This is a genomic window from Martinezella sp. CNPSo 3890, from assembly GCF_057784455.1.
Window position 1 is genome coordinate 1 of sequence record NZ_JBXSOR010000017.1, and the last position, 18,167, is coordinate 18,167.

The window sequence follows — 18,167 nt, forward strand, 5'->3', positions numbered from 1 at the left end:
TTCTCCCCGCTGGGGAGAAGGGGGACAGCGGCGATCTCCGCTCATATGCGATACCCCTGCCTTGAGGGGGGAGGGTCGGACCGAAGGTCCGGGGTGGGGTGACCATTGCAGACCTAAAGCCCACTCTCGGGTTCCACCCAACCCGAGCCCCTCAAGGGGAATGCCGAACCGCATCAGTCCGCCTTGTGGTTGCCCTTCGGAAACTGCGAGGCAAGCTCCCTGTACCACTTGCCGCTCTTCTTGATGGTGCGCACCTGGGTCTCGTAATCGACATGCACGAGGCCGAAGCGCATGCGGTAGCCTTCCGCCCATTCGAAATTATCCATCAGGCTCCAGGCGAAGTAGCCGCGCATCGGATAGCCGTCCTTGATGAGTTCGGCGACGACACCGAGATGCTCCATATAATAATCGAGACGAGGCTGGTCATCGACCTCGCCGTTGACGACGCCCATGTTGTAGCAAGCGCCGTTTTCGGTGATGTAGCACTCCGGCAGGTCGTAGCGCCTGTTGAGGTCTTCGACGACATGCTTCAGACCCGGCGAATAGACCTCCCAACCGATATCGGTCCTTACGTCGCTGACCGGCGGCGCTTCCTTCGTCCAGGGGAAATCGCCGCTCTTAGAGGCGTCGTCGGAGACGCGCATCGGCATATAATAGTTCAGCCCCCACCAATCGAGCTTTTGGTTAATGGTCTTGAGATCGCCATCCTCGATGACGGGCATGCGATCGCCGAGCGCCTCGACGAATTCCTTTGGATATTCACCCTTGAAGATCGGATCGAAGAAAGCGCCATTGTGGAACTGATGCGCGCGTTCTACCGCGGCCAAATCCTCGGGGGTGTCGGAGCCCGGCAGGATCGAAGCGGCGTTGAGCACGATGCCGACAGGCACCTTCGGCGCGACGGAGCGGATCGCCTCGACGCCAAGGCCGTGGGCAAGGTTCATATAGTGCATCGCATAGAGCGCCGCCTGCATGTTGCGCTCGCCGGGCGCATGGACGCCATAGAGGTGGCTCAGCCAAACGATACACCAGGGCTCGTTGAAGGTGGCGACAGAATCCAGGCGGTCGCCGAGGCGGGCCATGACGGTCTTGGTGTAGCGCTGGAAGGCATGCGCCGTCGAGCGCGCCGTCCAGCCGCCATCGCCGGCAAGCGCCAACGGCAGATCCCAATGGTAGAGGGTCGCAAAAGTCTTGATGCCGCGCGCCTTGCAGCCATCCACCAGGCGATCATAGAAATCGAGGCCGGCTTCGTTCACCGGGCCGGTGCCTTCGGGGATGATGCGCGGCCAAGCGATCGAGAAGCGATAAGCCTCGATACCCATGTCCTTAATGAGATCGAGATCCTGCTCCAGACGGTTATAGTGGTCGCAGGCGATGTCGCCATTATTGCGCTGATAGACGCGGCCCGGCATGTTGGCGAAAGCATCCCAGATGGATGGCTTGCGGCCGTCGGCCTTGGTGGCACCCTCGATCTGGAAGGCGGCGGTGGCAACACCGAATGTGAAATCGCCGGGGAAGCGATCGGCAAGAAGCTTCGGATCGATCATGGTGAAAATCCCGTCTGTTATGGCTTCGTTGGCTGCGGTTTAACCAAGCGGCAGGACAAAGTACAGTGCCGGCACGGGAAAACTGCAACGTTGCAGGCGCCGACAAACCAGGCCGGCGAAAGGCGCCTGAAAAAACTTCACCGGCAGCAGCAACACTCTTCGCACGGCTTGATAACAGCAATGTCAACAGTCGTGACTTGTCTTTCGGTATGGGATCAATTGAGGGTAGCATCCAAACTTGACAGTGAAAGGACACAAATGCTCCCTGCGATCCACGCCCTACATCCTCATCTTCTGAGCCTGCTACGCATCGTTGCCTCGCTCGTGCTCTTCAGCTATGGAACGCAGAAGGTGCTGCATTTCCCGGCGGCCGAAAATGTGCACGCTGTCGGATCGCTGTCCTGGATCGCCGGCCTACTCGAACTCACTCTCGGCTTCCTCGCCCTGATCGGCTTCAAGACGCGGATTGCAGCGTTCATTCTGTCAGGCCTGATGGCCTTTGCCTATTTCCTGCGTCATGCGCCGCAGAGCTTCTATCCCGCCCAGAACGGCGGCACATCTGCTATCCTCTTCTGCTTCATCTTCCTGTTTCTCGCCAGCGCCGGCGGTGGCCGGCTGAGTGTCGACGCGCTGACCAAGCGCAGGCAGGACATCGCCATCTGAATAAGCAGGTTCGAGGCGGCAAAACCGCCTCGAACCTCCCCAAACCTAGAGCTTGACCCAGGCGCCATTGCGCTTCGAGGACGCGACGCAGGCTTCGACGAAAGCCACACCTTTCACACCGTCATCGACGGTCGGATAGATCACGGCAGGATCGATGGCCACGCCCTTCTTACGGGCGTTGATGGCACGCGCAGCCTCGGTATAGATTGTCGCGAAAGCTTCCAAATAGCCTTCCGGATGGCCCGAGGGTATGCGCGAGACGCGCGCGGCTGCAGCGCCGGAGCCGGCACCGTTGCGGGTGATCAGCCGCTTCGGCTCGCCAAACGGCGTGTACCAAAGATAGTTCGGATCGGCCTGCGTCCACTCGATGCCGCCCTTGGTGCCGTAAACGCGGAGCTTCAACCCATTCTCATGGCCGGGCGCCACCTGGCTGCACCACAGCATGCCCTTTGCCGGCTTTTCCTTGCCCTTCGCCTTGAAGCGCAGCAGCACATGGCCGTTATCATCGAGGCGACGTCCTTCAACGAAGCTGTCGAGATCGGCGGCAAGACTGTCGAGCTCGAGACCAGTCACGAAGGAAGCGAGATTATAGGCATGCGTGCCGATATCGCCGGTGGAGCCGCCGACGCCCGACTGGGCCGGGTCGGTACGCCAGGCCGCCTGCTTCTGGCCGGACTGCTCGATATTTTCCGTCAGCCAATCCTGCGGATATTCCGCCTGCACAACGCGGATATCACCAAGCTCGCCATTGGCGATCATCTCGCGCGCCTGGCGGATCATCGGATAGCCGGTGTAATTATGCGTGAGGATAAAGAGCGCGCCGCTCTCGTCGGCCACCTTCTTCAGCTTCTTGGCGTCGGCAAGATTGGAGGTCAGCGGCTTGTCGCAGATGACATGGATGCCGCGCCGCAGGAATTCCTTGGCGGCGTCATAATGGACATGGTTCGGCGTGACGATCGAAACCGCCTCGATGCCGTTCTTCAGCTTCGCTTCGCGGATCGCCATGTCACGGTAGCTGGAATAGGTGCGCGAGGGATCGAGACCAAGATCGCGGCCGGATGCCTGAGCCTTTTCCGGCGAAGACGAGAGCGCGCCGGCGACGAGATCGAACTGGTCGTCAATGCGCGCGGCGATACGATGCACCGCGCCGATGAATGCGCCGGCGCCGCCGCCTACCATGCCGAGACGAATGCGCGGCTCCCGCGTCTGTTCCGATGATCCTTCGATTGCCATTTTGTCCTCCTGAATGAATGGAATTGTACTTCCCTTCTCCCCTGCGGGGAGAAGGTGGCCCGAAGGGTCGGATGAGGGGGACTCAGCAGACACTGCCTTTCGCTTGTCGCTCAAGGCACTCGTCGCGACGCTCCTCGTCCCCCTCATCTGTCCTTCGGACATCTTCTCCCCGCTGGGGAGAAGAAAAAGAGATTACAGCCCCAGCATGCGCCGGTTCGCCGCCTGGTCGGTGCCGCTGCCGGCGAAGTCGTCAAAGGCCTTTTCCGTGACGCGGATGATGTGTGCCTTGACGAATTCGGAGCCTTCGCGGGCGCCGTCTTCGGGATGCTTCAGCGCGCATTCCCATTCGACCACGGCCCAGCCGTCAAAATTATTGGCGGTCATCTTGGAGAAGACGGCGCCGAAATCGACCTGGCCATCACCCAGCGAACGGAAGCGGCCGGCACGCTCGACCCAGCCCTGATAGCCGCCATAGACACCCTGGCGTCCTGTCGGATTGAACTCCGCATCCTTGACGTGGAACATCTTGATGCGGTCCTTGTAGATGTCGATGTTCTCGAGATAATCGAGGCACTGCAGGACGTAGTGCGAGGGATCGTAGAGCATGTTGGCGCGCGGATGGTTTTTCACGCGCTCCAGGAACATCTCGAAGGTGATGCCGTCATGCAGGTCTTCGCCGGGATGGATCTCGTAGCAGACGTCGACGCCGTTCTCGTCGGCATGGTTGAGGATCGGCGTCCAGCGGCGGGCAAGTTCTTCGAAGGCGGTTTCGACGAGACCTGCCGGGCGCTGGGGCCAGGGATAGATGAAGGGCCAGGCGAGCGCACCGGAGAAGGTCGCATGCGCCTTGATGCCGAGATGCTTCGACGCCGTCAGCGCCATCTTCACCTGTTCGACCGCCCATTCCTGCCGAGCCTTCGGATTGCCCCGCACTTCCGGAGCGGCAAAACCGTCAAAGGCTTCATCATAGGCCGGATGCACGGCGACGAGCTGGCCCTGGAGGTGGGTGGAAAGCTCGGTGACCTCGACGCCGTTGGCGCGGGCGACACCGGCGAACTCGTCGCAGTAATCCTTGGAGGAAGCCGCCTTCTTCAGGTCGATGAGCTGGCTTGCCCAGGTCGGAACCTGCACGCCGATATAGCCGGCGTCAGCTGCCCATTTCGTGATCGAATCCCACGAGTTGAACGGTGCCGCATCGCCGGCGAACTGGCCGAGAAACAGGCCTGGTCCTTTGATCGTCTTCATCTGTATTTCCTCCCTAATCGCGTTCTGTAAACGTTTCCGATGCCTTTCGGACCCATATCCGAGGCGGCTGAGGTGCCGCAGCCTCCAGAAACTATAGGGTCGTCGGGCTGAAAGTCGAATGCCTTGCGACCTAATCACGGCACGCCGCAGACGGCAAGAGGTACGTGCCGCAAAATTTCCATCCGCCACAAAACGAGGGCTGATGGAACACTTAAAAAACGCCCGCCGAAACCGGCGGGCGCCCTTGAAGATGAACCGAGGAACCGATCAGAACGGTGAATCGGGGAAGTAGAAGTCTTTGGCATTGTCCTTGGTGACGAGCGTCGCATCCAGGATGTAGTTGCCGCGAACCGGAACCTGATCGTAGAAGTTGGCAGCCGTCAGTTCCATGGCGGTGCCGACCATTGCCGGCGGGTAAAGGACGTCGACGGGGATCAGCTTGTCGCCATCCATGACCTTCTTGATCATGTCCTTCGAGCCGGCGCCGGCGATGATATACTTGATATCGGTACGCTTGGCCTGCTCGATTGCCTGCAGAACGCCGACGGCCATGTCGTCATCCTGGCACCAGACGACGTCGATCTTCGGGAACTTGGTGAGGTAGTCCTGCATGACCTTGAAGGCGTCGTCTCGGTTCCAGTTGCCATACTGGCGGTCAAGAACCTTGACGTTCGAGCCGGCAATGCCCTTGTCGAAGCCGTCCTGGCGCTGCTGATCGATCGGGATCGGCAGGCCGCGGATGACGACGACCTGGGCATCCGGCGTGTTGGCCTTGATGTATTCGCCCGCGACCTGGCCGAGCGCCGGATTGTTTCCGGCGACATAGAGGTCACGGACGGAATTGTCGTTGTTGCTCGGCGCACGGTCGACGAGCGCCACGAACTTGCCCTTGTCCTTGACTTCCTTGATGGCATTGACGAGCGGATCCGGATCCGACGGCAGGATGACGAGCGCATCGATACCCTGCGTCTCAAGGTCCTGCACGGCGTTTGCCTGGCTCGCCGCGTCAGGCGAGGTCTTGACGATGACGTTCAGCCCCGGATGCTCCGCCATCAAGAGCTTGGCGACGCGCTCGGCATGGAAGACCACGCCCGAGGTCCAGCCGTGATCGGCGGCCGGAATGGAAACGCCGATCGTCACCTTCTTGTCCTCGGCATGGACCGTGCCGGCCAGAGCCGCCATCACGACAGCCAAGCCTATGAGTCTCTTTCGCATATTTCTTCCTCCCAGATAGAGACAGGGCCTTGTCACCAAGAACCGGGCGCCCCCTGACCCGGCTATTCGCTATTTGCGGGCGAGTGAACGCTGAACCAGCATGGCGATGATGATGATCGCGCCCTGGATGGCGTTCAGCAGATACTCGCTGATGAAATTGGAAAGCAGCATGATGTTGCCGACGAGCTCCAGGATGAAGGCGCCACAGATCGTGCCCCATACCCTGCCCGCTCCGCCCTTCAGCGCCGTGCCGCCGACGACGACCGCGGTGATCGCCTGCAGCTCCCAGAGACTGCCCGTCGTCGCCGACGTCGAACCAAGCCGCGGCACATAGAGAAGCACGGCGATCGATACGCACAGGCCTTGGATGACGAAGGCGACGGTGCGCACGCGATTGACCGCCACGCCGGAATAGCGCGCAACGTCGCGATTGGAACCGACGGCGATGACATGCCGCCCATAGCGGGTGCGGTAGAGAATGAAGGCCGCAATGCCGGTGACGACAAGAATGACTACGATCGGCACCGGCACACCAAACACGGTGCCATAATAGGCGGGCTTGTAGAGCGCCTGCAGATTGGCCGGACGCAAGGTGATCGCACCGCCCTGCGACAGCCAGGTCGTCAAACCGCGATAGACACCCATGGTGCCGAGCGTCGCAATGAAAGGCTCGATCTTGCCAACGGTCGTGATCAGCCCGTTGGCCAGGCCGCACAATATACCGGCAACGATCGAGAACAGCACGGCCGCCGCCAGCATCAGGGCGGGATCGGCGATGGCGCCCGAATTCATCAGGAGGATCATCAGGCTCGCAACGAAGGCAACCATCGCGCCGACAGACAGATCGAGATCGCCGGCCGAAATGACGAAGGTGGCACCAACCGCGATGATGGCGATGAAGGCGCATCTCGTCGCAACATTGGTGAGATTGGTAATGCCGATGAAGTTCGGATTGACCAGCGCGCCCACGATCAGAAGCAGCACCAAGGCTGCAAACGGCGCCACGGCCCTAAGATCGACATCCCGCCAGGAGCGCCCTCGCCGGCCTGTCTTGCCGCTGCTGTCTTCACCCACGCTCATAACCAAAACCAACCTCCCGTCCCATGATTGCTGGGAATTCGCCTTGCTCCGCCGCCGCCCTTCAGGCAGCCGTCTTTTTCTTCAGGCCCGCCGCATAACGCATGATTTCCTGCTCGGTGATCTCTTCGCCTTCGAGCACGCCGACGATCCGGCCCTCGCGCATCACGGCAACCCGTGTGCAAAGCCCGATGACCTCGGGCATTTCCGAAGAGATCACGATGATCGAATGACCGTCGCGCGCCAGCGCGGAAATGAAATGATAGATCTGCTGCTTCGTACCCACATCGATGCCGCGCGTCGGCTCGTCGATGATGATGATCTGCGGCTCGGTCTCCATGATCTTCGCCAGAAGCAGCTTCTGCTGGTTGCCGCCGGACATGCGGCCGGCAACGATATTGCCGTCACGAACGCGTATATCAAAACGGCGGCGCGCCCGCGCCAGCGCATCGGCCTCGCTGGAGGCGCTCAGATAGCCGAACTTGCCATGCCGGTCGAGCGACTGCAGGGTTAGATTGACGATCATGCCGGAATTCAGAAGCAGACCCTTCGACTTGCGGTCCTTCGTCATATAGGCAAGCCCGGCATCGATGGCTGCATGCACATCATGCGGCGGCACCGTTTGGCCGTTGGCGACGACCTCGCCGGCGGCACGCGAGCGCAGACCGACGATCGCTTCCATCAGCTCGGTACGCCCAGAGCCGATCATGCCGGAAAAACCCAGGATCTCGCCTTTTCGCAGCTCGAAGCTCGCATCATGGACGTAGCCGGTCGAGACCGAGGCAACGCTGAGCACCACCTTCTCGTCGACATCCGGCTCGTTCTTGGCCGGATAAAGGCTGGAAAGCTCGCGCCCGACCATTAGCTGGGCGATCGATTCGCCATCGAGCAGCGAGGTCGGTGATGTCTTCACCCATTGGCCGTCGCGCAGCACCGTGACGCGATCCGTCAGTTCCATGACCTCATCGAGCTTATGGGAGACGAAGACGAAGCTCGTTCCCTGGTCACGCAGCTTGCGCACCTGCTTGAACAGGAAATTGGTCTCCTCGCGCGAGAGAACAGCTGTCGGCTCGTCCATGAAGACGATGCGCGCATCGCGGCTGATCGCCTTGGCAATTTCCACCATCTGCTTGTCGGCGATGGAGAGTGTGCTGATGATGGCGTTCTCATCGACATGCGAGCCGAGAAGGTCGAGCACGCGCCGCGTTTCCGCGCGCATGAGCTTGCGGTCGAGCACGCCGAAGCGCGTGACTTCGCGGCCAAGAAATAGACTCTCGGTGACGGTCAGATGTTCCGCAAGATTGAATTCCTGGTGGATGATGACGATGCCGAGCGCTTCCGCCGCCCCATTTGGCGGCAATTTCACCGGCTTGCCATCGAGGAGGATTTCGCCCGAGGTCGGCTGCTCGAAACCGGAGAGAACTTTTACCAGCGTCGACTTGCCGGCACCGTTTTCGCCCATCAGCGCATGGATTTCGCCGGCCCGAAGATCGAAGTTGACGCTGAACAGCACCTGCACGCCGTTAAAGGACTTGGAAATCCCTCTCGCAGACAGCACGACCGCACCGTCGACGGCTTCCGAACTCATTGAATCCTCCCTGCGGTCCCACCCGCTTTCCACGCTATGTAAACCTTTACATACATCGTGTAAAGGTTTACATCATTGGATATCGTACAAAATTTCGCGGTTACCTTTGACCTCCACGTAAGTCTGTGTAGTCTCCAGCCCGAGACGAGACCCCAAGGCAGAGCGCAGTGTCGAATTCCACGCCCGCAACTATCGAAGACGTCGCCCGAATTGCCAATGTTTCGATAGCAACGGTTTCGCGGGCCATCCATACTCCGGAGAAAGTCGCCAATTCGACGCGGCTGAAAGTCAATCAGGCTATCGCCGTTACCGGTTATACTACCAATGCCATGGCGCGCAGCCTGAGACTTGGCCGCTCGAACATGATTCTCGTCGTGGCGCCCGATATCGGTGATCCCAATTTCTCGAATATTCTGATCGGTCTGGAAAACGAGGCGCGCGCGCATGGCTATGGCATCCTGATCGGCCACACGCAGAACGATGCCCAGCGCGGCCTGGAATATCTGAAGTTCCTGAACTCTAACCAGGCGGCGGGATTGATCCTCTTCACCGGCATCCTGCCCTTCGGACATCAGACGATGACAGCGCGGTTGCCGCCGAGCGTCGGTGTCTTCGAACCGGTCTTCAACGGCGGCATCCCTTATGTCGGCGTCGACGATATTGCCGGCGCGCGCAAGGCCGTGGACCTCCTGATTGCCGAGGGCCATCGCAAGATCGCCTTCATCGGCGATTCCCGCACCCGCCTCGCCTACAGCCGCCGGCGCATGGGTTACGAGGCCGGACTGGATGCGGCCGGCATCGGACAGGACCTGCGCATCGTCTTGGACGGCGACGGCACCATCGAGAGCGGGCGACTCTCCGTCGAGCAGCTTTTCATGCGAGACACGCTCCCGACGGCCTTCATGTGTGTCAACGACCAGACCGCGATCGGCGTGATGATCGGCCTGAAGGCACGCGGCTACGATATCCCCGAGGATTTTTCGGTAACCGGCTTCGACGACGTGCCGCAGGCCGTCTTCATGACGCCGTCGCTGACGACGATCCGGCAACCCCGCACCGCCATCGGCAAGCATGCGATGGCGCTTCTGCTGGAACTGCTTTCGGATGGCGAGCCGGCCGAGACGGAGATCCTGCTGCGGCCGGATCTGATCGTGCGGAACTCGGTCGGAGCTCCGCCGCGCAGTCGGCGCTAGGCAGTCGCAACGATGCCGCTTGGCAGAATCACCCTCTATGTCCGCGATGTCGAAGCGACGATCAGCTTTTACGAGAAGCATTTCGGATTCAAGCCACTCCGCCTGGAGGGCGATCGGATTGTTGAACTGCTCGCGCAGGATGGCGGCGCCAATCTGATGATCCATCCGGCGGGTAAGGCGCAGAAAATGGGCCAGGTGCTGGTCAAGCTGGTCTTCGACGTCGAGCATGTCGAAGCTTTCCGCGCTAAGTGTGCTGAAGAGGGGCTGGAGTTCGGACCCTTGCATCAGGCCGACGGCTATGTTTTCGCCAATGCCAAGGACCCCTCAGGGAATCCCATAGCCATTTCCAGCCGCGCCTTCAGGCGATAATCCGGGAGGCGATGAAGATCGCCTCCCGGACGCATCGATCAAACGTAGCGATTGACGATGTTTTCCAGCAGTTCCTGCTTGCCGGACTTCGGCTGCGGGTTGACGTCCTTGGTCTCGACCCACTGGGCGATCTGGTCGAGCGAATATTCGCCGCGCAGCAGCTTCTGGCCTTCGGCCGAATCCCAGCCGGCGTAACGGTCGGCGAGCGGCTTGGAGAGCGCCTTGTCTTCGATCATCTTGGCAGCAGCCTTCAGGCCGCGAGCGCAGCAATCCATGCCGCCGATGTGGCCGATGAGCAGATCTTCCGGATCGAGCGACTGACGGCGCAGCTTGGCGTCGAAGTTCGTGCCGCCGGTCTTGAACCCGCCGCCTGCCAGAACCTGGTAATAGGCCAGCGTCATTTCCGGAACGTTGTTCGGGAATTGGTCGGTATCCCAGCCGGACTGATAATCGTTGCGGTTCATGTCGATCGAACCGAAGATCCCGAGCGCATTGGCGAGCGCCAGCTCATGCTCGAAGGAATGGCCGGCGAGAATCGCGTGACCCTGCTCGATATTGACCTTCACTTCGTTTTCGAGGCCGTACTTCTTGAGGAAGCCGTAGACCGTGGCGACGTCGTAGTCATACTGATGCTTGGTCGGCTCCTGCGGCTTCGGCTCGATCAGGATCGTGCCCTTGAAGCCGATCTTGTGCTTGTACTCGACGACGAGATTGAGGAAACGACCCATCTGGTCCATTTCGCGCTTCAGGTCGGTGTTGAGCAGCGTCTCATAACCTTCGCGGCCGCCCCAGAGAACATAGTTTTCGCCGTTGAGCTTGTGCGTGGCGTCCATGCAGGTCTTCACGGTCGCAGCCGAGAAGGCGAAGACATCCGGATCCGGATTGGTCGCAGCGCCCGACATGAAACGACGGTTGGAGAAGAGGTTTGCCGTGCCCCAGAGCAGCTTTACGCCGGTATCGGCCTGCTTCTTGGCGAAGTAGTCGACGATCTCGTTGAGGTTCTTGGTATTCTCGGCGAAATTCTTGCCTTCCGGACGTACGTCGGCATCGTGGAAGCAGTAGTAGGGAGCGCCGAGCAGCGTGAAGAATTCGAAGGCGACATCGGCCTTCAGCTTGGCGGCTTCCATCGTCTCGTTGAACCAGGGGCGCAGGAAGGTCTGGCCGCCGAAGGGATCGCCGCCCGGCCAGGTGAAGGTGTGCCAGTAGGCGACGGCGAAGCGCAGATGGTCTTCCATGCGCTTGCCGGCAACGACTTCGTCCTTGTTGTAATAGCGGAAGGCCAGCGGATTGGTGCTGTCTGGGCCTTCGTATTTTACCTTGCTGATGTCACCAAAAAATCCGGTGCTCATATCTCATCTCCTTGGGTTTGGTGTTTCGGTATTGTTTTGTCACTTTGATGCCCCCTCATCCGACCCTTCGGGCCACCTTCTCCCCGAGGGGAGAAGGTATGGGTGACCGCAGTAAGCTCCGTCGTCCCCTCTCCCCTCGGGGAGAGGGCTAGGGTGAGGGGGTTGACCTCAAACCATGCTCAGCGGCTTGATTGCCGGATAAACCGCCCGATAGCGCTTGTAGGCATCCGCATAAGCATCCGTCAGGGACGCAACCGGATCGATCGTGCCGGCCGTCTGCGGCGGGGTGCAGACTGCAACCGGGTCGGCGCCGGTCGCCGCAATCAGGCCGAGGCGTGCGGCACCGAAAGCGGCACCGAAATCGCCGTCCGCCGGCAGGTCGACGGGTACGCCGAGCGCAGTGGCGATCGAAGCCAGCCAGTAGCGCGAACGCGAGCCGCCGCCGATGGCGGTCACGCGCGCAATGTCGGTGCCGGCCGAACGCAGCGCTTCCAGATTGTCGCGAATGGCGAAGGACACGCCTTCGAGCACGGCTTGCGTCAGCACGGCGCGGCCGCTTTCATGGCCGAGACCGATGAAGGCGCCGCGGATGGTAGCATCGTTGTGCGGCGTGCGCTCGCCCGAGAGATAGGGAAGAAAAGTAACGCTCGTCGGCGCTTTCAACGTGTCGCCTAGCTCCGTGGTGAGTTCGGCAGCGGATCTGCCCGTCACATGCGAGTGCCAGTTCAGCGCATCGGTTGCCGAGAGGATGACGCCCATCTGGTGCCAGGTGTTCGGCAGCGCGTGGCAGAAAGCATGCACGGCGCTTTCCGGCTTCGGCAGATAGGAACCATTGGCGGCAAAGAGAACACCTGACGTCCCGAGCGAAACGAAGGCGGCACCGTGGCTGACCGTGCCCATGCCGCAGGCCGAGGCCGCATTGTCCCCTGCCCCGCCGGCAACGACGACGTCGCCTCCGATACCCCATTTCGAGGCTAGTTCCCCACGCAGCTTGCCGGCAACGTCGGTGCCTTCGACCAGTGTCGGCATCTGCTTCTCGTCGAGATTGGTTGCCGCCAGCAGCTCGGAAGACCATTTGCGCTTGCCGGTATCGAGCCAGGAGGTGCCGGCCGAGTCGGACATTTCCGACATGTGCTCCCCCGTCAGCCAAAGGCGCAGATAGTCCTTCGGCAACAGCACCCAGCGCACTTTAGCGAAAATCTCAGGCTCGTGCTTGGCGACCCATGCAAGCTTCGGCGCCGTAAAGCCGGGGAAAACGATATTGCCGGTCAAGGCGCGAAAACGCGGGTCCGCGTCAAGCGCGGCGGCCTCCTGGTAGCTACGGGTATCGTTCCAGAGGATGCAGGGCCGCAGCACCTTGTCATCGGCATCGAGCAGCGTCGCGCCATGCATCTGGCCGGAAAGGCCGATGCCGCGCGCAGCCGCCAGCTCCTTCGGATGCGCAGCCTTCAGCCCGGCAACTGCTTCTTCCGTCGCGCGAATCCAATGCGCGGGATCCTGCTCCGACCAGCCTGGATGCGGGCGCGACACGTCAAGCCCGCCATTGGCGGAGCCGATGATCTTCTGATTGCCGTCGATCAGCATCGCTTTGACGCCGGAGGTTCCGAGATCGAGACCCAAATACATCAGATATTACTCCCTATGCTCTGCCGCGTTCGAATGCTCAGGGCAGATTATCCTTCAAGAAAATGTCGAGCCGTATGCGCTCCTGATCGGCAATGACGGCCTGGCCGTCGGCTGTTGCCTTCATGACGCGGATGGCGCTGCGGACTTCATGGCCGGCATCCTGATTGAGGACGGCATCGATCGTGCCGTCCAACAGCGCCGCCCGGGTATGCTGCGTCAGCTCATGCACGACCACCGTCAGCTCACGCTCGGGCCGCACGGCTTTCAGGGCCGCAATCAGACCACGGTTGCCGGCACCGAGGCTGTAGATGCCGATGATACTCTTATTTGCGGAGAGCGCCTTTGAAACGAGCGATCGGGCCTGTTCGGGATCGTCACGTCCTTCCAGCACAGGCAGCAGCCGCAGCTTGGGAAACTCTTCTGCCATCACGGCAGAAAAGCCCTGCAGGCGCTCGCGATGATCGCGCACCAGCATCGAGCCGGCGAGAACGGTCAGATCGCCTTCACGACCGCCAAGGAAGCGCCCGAGCAGCCGCGCGGCGGTCCGTCCGGCGGCGATATTGTCGATTCCCGCATAGTGATGACGGGCGGAATCAGTGAGATCCGAGACCAGCGTAATGACAGGAATACGCTCCGAGACGAGACGGTCGACGGCGGCTCGCACTTCCGGCGCATCGGTCGCCACGAGAGCGACGCCGGCGATATCCTGCCCCTGCAAGGCGTCCAGTGCCGTGACCAGCGCCGGCACATCGAACGGCGGCACCTCGACGATGCGGATATCGGTGCGCTCTATGCTGGCCCGCAAGGTTGCCTGATGCACCTCGAATCGCAGCCCATGCATGAAGGAATTGTCGCCGGTCGGCACAATGAAAACAAGAGGATAGACACGGCTCTTGGCCAGGTTGGCAGCAGCGACATCGCGGATATAGCCGATCTGCCGGATAGCGGCTTCCACCTTCTCCCGCGTCACCAGCCGCACGCCTGGCCGCTGGTTGAGGACTCGGTCCACCGTGGCAAGGCTGACGCCCGCAGCGGCGGCGATGTCATGCACGGTCGGTCTCATGGGTTCCTCCTGCGGAAACCCTTACTGCGATTTTTGATGTACGTAAATCAAAAATTTCGGGCCGGTGAATTTTTCCAAACGACCCCCAAAAGAAAAAGGCCCCTCCGAGGAGGGGCCATGCCTTGGGAGCATTATCAAGAGCCGGATTAGTGGCCTCCGCCACCACCGCCGCCGCCCGCCGCATTCGGCTTGCTGAGCATCAGAACGCCGAGGATCATCGCGAGAAACAGCACGGTCAGCATCAGGAAAATATCCCCGAAGGACATCACGACCGCCTGCCGCGTCGCCATATTGACCATTTGCTTCAGGGCGGCCTGATCACCGTCCAAGCCCGCTGCATTGAAGCTGGCGGCCATGTTGTTCAATTGGGTAACGGCGGCATGGCTGCCCCAATGAACATGGTCGCGAAGGTTGAAATAATGCTGGTCCTGCCGGTTCGTCAGAAGCGTGTTGATGATCGCAAGACCGACGGCTCCGCCGAGATTACGCGTGAGATTGAACAGGCCTGATGCACCGCGCATACGGGCGGGCGGCATGGTTCCGAGCGCGATATTGTTGATCGGCACCATGCAGAGCATCAGACCGAAACCACGCAGAATTTGCGGGATGAGCAACTCCCAGAAATCCCAGTCCACCGTCAGGTGCATCATGATGTAGGTACCGGCCGAGAAACTGGTGAAGCCGATGATCATCAGGATGCGCAGGTCGACCTTGCTCGACAGGAAGCCGGCCAGCGGCGCCGTGAAGAACATGGTGAGGCCGGAGACAAACATCGTCTCACCGATCTGCAGCGAATCGTAGCCGCGAATGCGCGCAAGATAGAGCGGATAGATATAGGTGAGGCCATAGAGGCCAATGCCCATGACGAAGGAGAATATCGACCCGAAGGAGAAGTTCTTGTTCGTGAAGGCTCTGAGATCGACCACGGGGAATTCGACCGTGAAGGCGCGATAGAAGAAAATCACGGCACCGATAGCGGACGCGATGGCACCCGCAACGATGTAATTGTCGTTGAACCAATCATTCGTATTGCCTTCCTCAAGCACATATTCCAGCGCGCCGAGGAAAACACCCATCGAAATCAGGCCCCACCAGTCGAACTTCTTCATCAGCGACAGCTCGGGCTTGTCGAAGTCGATGAAATTCCAGGTGACGATGGCAACGATGATGCCGGGAGGAATATTGACCAGGAACAGCCAGTGCCAAGAGAAGGCATTGGACAGATAGCCGCCGACGGTCGGGCCGATGGTCGGCGCAAGCGTCGCGATGAGGCCGATGATCGGCGAGACGACGTTGCGCTTGGACGGCGGAAAGATGGTGAAGGCTGCCGCAAAGACCGAGGGGATCATGCCGCCGCCGATGAAGCCCTGCAGGGCGCGGTAGATGATCATCTGATCGATGTTGGTAGCGGTCGCGGCAAGCGCGCTCGATATGGTGAAGCCGGCGGCCGAGATCGCGAACAGATAGCGCGTCGAAATGATGCGCGCCAGCGTTCCCGACAGCGGGATCATGATGACTTCGGCGATCAGATAAGCGGTCTGCACCCAGCCGATTTCATCCGAGCCGGCGCTGAGGCCAGCCTGGATTTCGCTGAGCGAGGCGGAGACGATCTGAATGTCGAGGATCGACATGAACATGCCGAGCACCATCGCCAGAAAGGCGATGAGCTTTCTCGGCTCGATATGATCAGCCGTAGGCGCGGCGGGGCCGGCCGCGCGTGGGGGCGACCCGGCTGTAGTGCTGGCGGACGACATGGCGCGTCTCTCCCGAGCTCGATCGTTTACTTGTCCGGCGCCGTGCGGGTATCGACGTCGACGACGACGCTGAGGCCTGCGCGCAGACGGCCGGTATTGAGCGCGTCCTGTGGCAATGCGATACGGACAGGCACGCGTTGGATGATCTTGGTGAAGTTACCTGTCGCGTTTTCCGGAGGCAGCAGCGAGAAGACTGAGCCGGAGGCCGGCGAGATCGATTCTACGGTGCCGACGATCGGATGATCGCTGAAAGCATCGACGTGAACATTGACCTTGGAGCCGGGAACCAGATGCTGGATCTGCGTTTCCTTGAAATTCGCATCGATATAGAGCTGCTTGGTCGGTACGATCGCCATCAGCTTCTGACCGGGGGAGACGAGATCGCCTTCCTGCACCGAGCGATTGCCGACGATACCGTCATAAGGCGCCTTCAGCACGGTGAAGGACAGGTCGCGGGCAGCCTTGTCACGGGCGGCTTCGAGACCCTTGATCGTGCTTTCGGCCTGACGGCGCTGGGCCTGCAGCAGGTTGATGTTGGCCTGTGCGGATGCGATGGCGGCGTCGCCGCCGACCAGATTGGCCTTGGCCTGATCCAGCGCGATATTGGCGCTGTCCAAAGCGGCCGTGGTGCCGACCGACTTCGACTGCAGTTCAGCAGCGCGCGTCTGGGTAATCTGGGCGCCGCGGACCGTGGCTTCCAGGGCAACCTTCTGCGCCTGCGACTGGGCAAGGGCTGCCTGGCCGGCAGCGATCTGTGCATCGATGGTATGGAGTGAAAGCTGCTCGGTGTCGAGCGAGGCCTGAGCCTGGCCGAGCGCAAGCTTGTAGTCGCCGTCGTCGAGCGTTGCGAGCACGTCGCCGGCCTTGACCTGCTGGTTGGCCACGACGTTTACCTTGGCGACATAGCCCGTTACCTTCGGCGATATCGTGGCGATGTCGCCGCCGATATAGGCGTCATCGGTGGAGACCATGAAGCGGCCGTTCGTCCACCAGTCATAGCCATACCAGCCACCGGCTGCGAGAGCCGCGACGATGATGATCGGAAAAACCAGGCTGCGCCGCTTCTTCTCCGATGGCGGTGGGGCCGCAGGGGCCGGAGCAGCAGGCGCAGCCTGGGCGGGGGCAGGGTTGCTGCGCGTTTCGGCCGCTGGAGCCTCGGCAGGCGCACCGGTTTCCCGGGCTTCTACTTCTGCATCAGCAGGCTCGTTCACGATGCGCGCTACATTGTTTCCATGACTTGACGACATTTCCCTACCACCGAAAATCTGGCAAAATAATCGAACCGAACGGTTCGGTTCAATTGACATAGAGCCTTTCTCACGCCATATCAAGAGATATCGAACTGAGCGGTTCGATTTATTTCGCGAATCTGTTTAAGATTCAGAAAAAGTGATCGAGTATCGCGTAAAGGAGACAGTGAAAGAGCCGATGAAACACGAATCCCAAAATGCCGCCGTATTGAACGCGCCTGCGCCGGGCTCCGGAGGACGCTGGGCAGCCGGCGAGGACCCTGCCAAGCGTCATCAGATTCTCGAAGGCGCCAAGCGTGTCTTTATGAAAATGGGCTTCGATGCGGCGAGCATGAACGATGTCACCCGCGAGGCGGGCGTTTCCAAGGGCACTCTCTACGTCTATTTTGCCAACAAGGAAGATCTGTTCGCCGCCATGATGGAGAGCGAGCGCACCCATTTCGTCAACCTTGTCCGCAATGCCCTTTCAGACGAAGCGGATGTCACGACCTCGCTTTATGATTTCGGCATCGTCTTCGTCACGCACGTCACCTCGGATAAGACCATCAGCGCAATGCGCACGGTCATCGGCGTGCGCGAACGCATGCCCTCGCTCTGTCAACGCTTCTTCACCGGCCCCGAAAATCTGCGCACGGTGCTGCGCGGCTTCCTCGAGCGGCAGGTTGCCGCCGGCCATCTCAAGATCGACGACTTCGACATGGCTGCCCGCCACTTCCTGGAAATGGCCAGCGGCGGCTATTTCAAGCTGCGGCTCTTCGGCGACATGGAACAGCCGCCGTCGAAGGAAGAGATCGACTATGTCGTGCGCGGCGCCGTCCGCGTCTTCCTGGCAGGCTACGGTCCGGATCGCAAGGATTAGAGCAATTCCAGGGAAAGTGCGCAGCGGTTTTTCGTCCGGAATTGCGTGAATAGAGCGGTTCGGAGATTCCGTGAAAAACTGAACTGCTCTGGGATGAACAGGCCTCTCCCGCCGGCCGCAACGGTGTAGTCATTCA

15 protein-coding genes are annotated in these 18,167 nt (G+C 60.6%); 4 read left to right on the forward strand and 11 right to left on the reverse strand.

The window, feature by feature from the left end:
- Positions 1 to 173 precede the first annotated feature (173 nt).
- Positions 174 to 1,547 carry a GH1 family beta-glucosidase gene (locus tag AC13RC_RS27555; protein ID WP_488559149.1) on the reverse strand — a complete coding sequence of 458 codons (1,374 nt, stop codon included), beginning with the start codon at positions 1,545 to 1,547 and terminating at the stop codon, positions 174 to 176.
- Positions 1,548 to 1,805: 258 nt separating this feature from the next.
- On the opposite strand from AC13RC_RS27555, the gene AC13RC_RS27560 reads away from it, so the two are divergent.
- Positions 1,806 to 2,210 carry a DoxX family protein gene (locus tag AC13RC_RS27560; RefSeq protein ID WP_488559150.1) on the forward strand — a complete coding sequence of 135 codons (405 nt, stop codon included), beginning with the start codon at positions 1,806 to 1,808 and terminating at the stop codon, positions 2,208 to 2,210.
- A gap of 45 nt (positions 2,211 to 2,255) precedes the next feature.
- Here AC13RC_RS27560 and AC13RC_RS27565 read toward each other — a convergent pair whose 3' ends face one another.
- The 5 genes from AC13RC_RS27565 to AC13RC_RS27585 all read right to left on the reverse strand — a co-directional run bounded on the left by AC13RC_RS27565 (position 2,256) and on the right by AC13RC_RS27585 (position 8,568).
- Complete coding sequence (locus AC13RC_RS27565) at positions 2,256 to 3,443, reverse strand: Gfo/Idh/MocA family protein (RefSeq protein WP_113354915.1); 1,188 nt, start codon at positions 3,441 to 3,443, stop codon at positions 2,256 to 2,258.
- Positions 3,444 to 3,635: 192 nt separating this feature from the next.
- A complete protein-coding gene (locus AC13RC_RS27570; RefSeq protein ID WP_112343252.1) occupies positions 3,636 to 4,688 on the reverse strand; it encodes a sugar phosphate isomerase/epimerase family protein in 1,053 nt (350 codons plus the stop codon).
- Positions 4,689 to 4,955: 267 nt separating this feature from the next.
- On the reverse strand, positions 4,956 to 5,903 hold the full coding sequence (locus AC13RC_RS27575; RefSeq protein ID WP_069616012.1) for a substrate-binding domain-containing protein: 948 nt from the start codon (positions 5,901 to 5,903) through the stop codon (positions 4,956 to 4,958).
- A 69-nt stretch (positions 5,904 to 5,972) separates the two neighbouring features.
- Complete coding sequence (locus tag AC13RC_RS27580) at positions 5,973 to 6,983, reverse strand: ABC transporter permease (RefSeq protein ID WP_145315977.1); 1,011 nt, start codon at positions 6,981 to 6,983, stop codon at positions 5,973 to 5,975.
- A 61-nt stretch (positions 6,984 to 7,044) separates the two neighbouring features.
- Positions 7,045 to 8,568: a sugar ABC transporter ATP-binding protein gene (locus AC13RC_RS27585; RefSeq protein WP_113330555.1), complete on the reverse strand. Its 1,524-nt coding sequence runs from the start codon at positions 8,566 to 8,568 to the stop codon at positions 7,045 to 7,047.
- 167 nt (positions 8,569 to 8,735) lie between these two features.
- On the opposite strand from AC13RC_RS27585, the gene AC13RC_RS27590 reads away from it, so the two are divergent.
- A complete protein-coding gene (locus tag AC13RC_RS27590) occupies positions 8,736 to 9,761 on the forward strand; it encodes a LacI family DNA-binding transcriptional regulator (RefSeq protein WP_113330556.1) in 1,026 nt (341 codons plus the stop codon).
- 12 nt (positions 9,762 to 9,773) lie between these two features.
- Positions 9,774 to 10,130 carry a VOC family protein gene (locus AC13RC_RS27595; protein WP_488559151.1) on the forward strand — a complete coding sequence of 119 codons (357 nt, stop codon included), beginning with the start codon at positions 9,774 to 9,776 and terminating at the stop codon, positions 10,128 to 10,130.
- A gap of 38 nt (positions 10,131 to 10,168) precedes the next feature.
- Here the strand turns inward: AC13RC_RS27595 and xylA are convergent, their stop codons facing one another.
- The 5 genes from xylA to AC13RC_RS27620 all read right to left on the reverse strand — a co-directional run bounded on the left by xylA (position 10,169) and on the right by AC13RC_RS27620 (position 17,169).
- Complete coding sequence (gene xylA / locus AC13RC_RS27600; RefSeq protein ID WP_113330558.1) at positions 10,169 to 11,479, reverse strand: xylose isomerase; 1,311 nt, start codon at positions 11,477 to 11,479, stop codon at positions 10,169 to 10,171.
- 168 nt (positions 11,480 to 11,647) lie between these two features.
- Entirely contained in the window at positions 11,648 to 13,105 is a 1,458-nt protein-coding gene (gene xylB / locus AC13RC_RS27605) for a xylulokinase (RefSeq protein ID WP_488559152.1), read from the reverse strand.
- Between the two features lie 37 nt (positions 13,106 to 13,142).
- Positions 13,143 to 14,168 carry a LacI family DNA-binding transcriptional regulator gene (locus tag AC13RC_RS27610; RefSeq protein WP_488559153.1) on the reverse strand — a complete coding sequence of 342 codons (1,026 nt, stop codon included), beginning with the start codon at positions 14,166 to 14,168 and terminating at the stop codon, positions 13,143 to 13,145.
- Between the two features lie 146 nt (positions 14,169 to 14,314).
- Entirely contained in the window at positions 14,315 to 15,922 is a 1,608-nt protein-coding gene (locus AC13RC_RS27615; protein WP_113395318.1) for a DHA2 family efflux MFS transporter permease subunit, read from the reverse strand.
- A 26-nt stretch (positions 15,923 to 15,948) separates the two neighbouring features.
- Complete coding sequence (locus AC13RC_RS27620; protein ID WP_113330562.1) at positions 15,949 to 17,169, reverse strand: HlyD family secretion protein; 1,221 nt, start codon at positions 17,167 to 17,169, stop codon at positions 15,949 to 15,951.
- Positions 17,170 to 17,350: 181 nt separating this feature from the next.
- Here AC13RC_RS27620 and AC13RC_RS27625 point away from each other — a divergent pair, with 181 nt between their 5' ends.
- Positions 17,351 to 18,031, forward strand: coding sequence for a TetR/AcrR family transcriptional regulator (locus AC13RC_RS27625; protein ID WP_069616002.1), 681 nt, complete (start codon positions 17,351 to 17,353; stop codon positions 18,029 to 18,031).
- Positions 18,032 to 18,167: the final 136 nt, after the last annotated feature.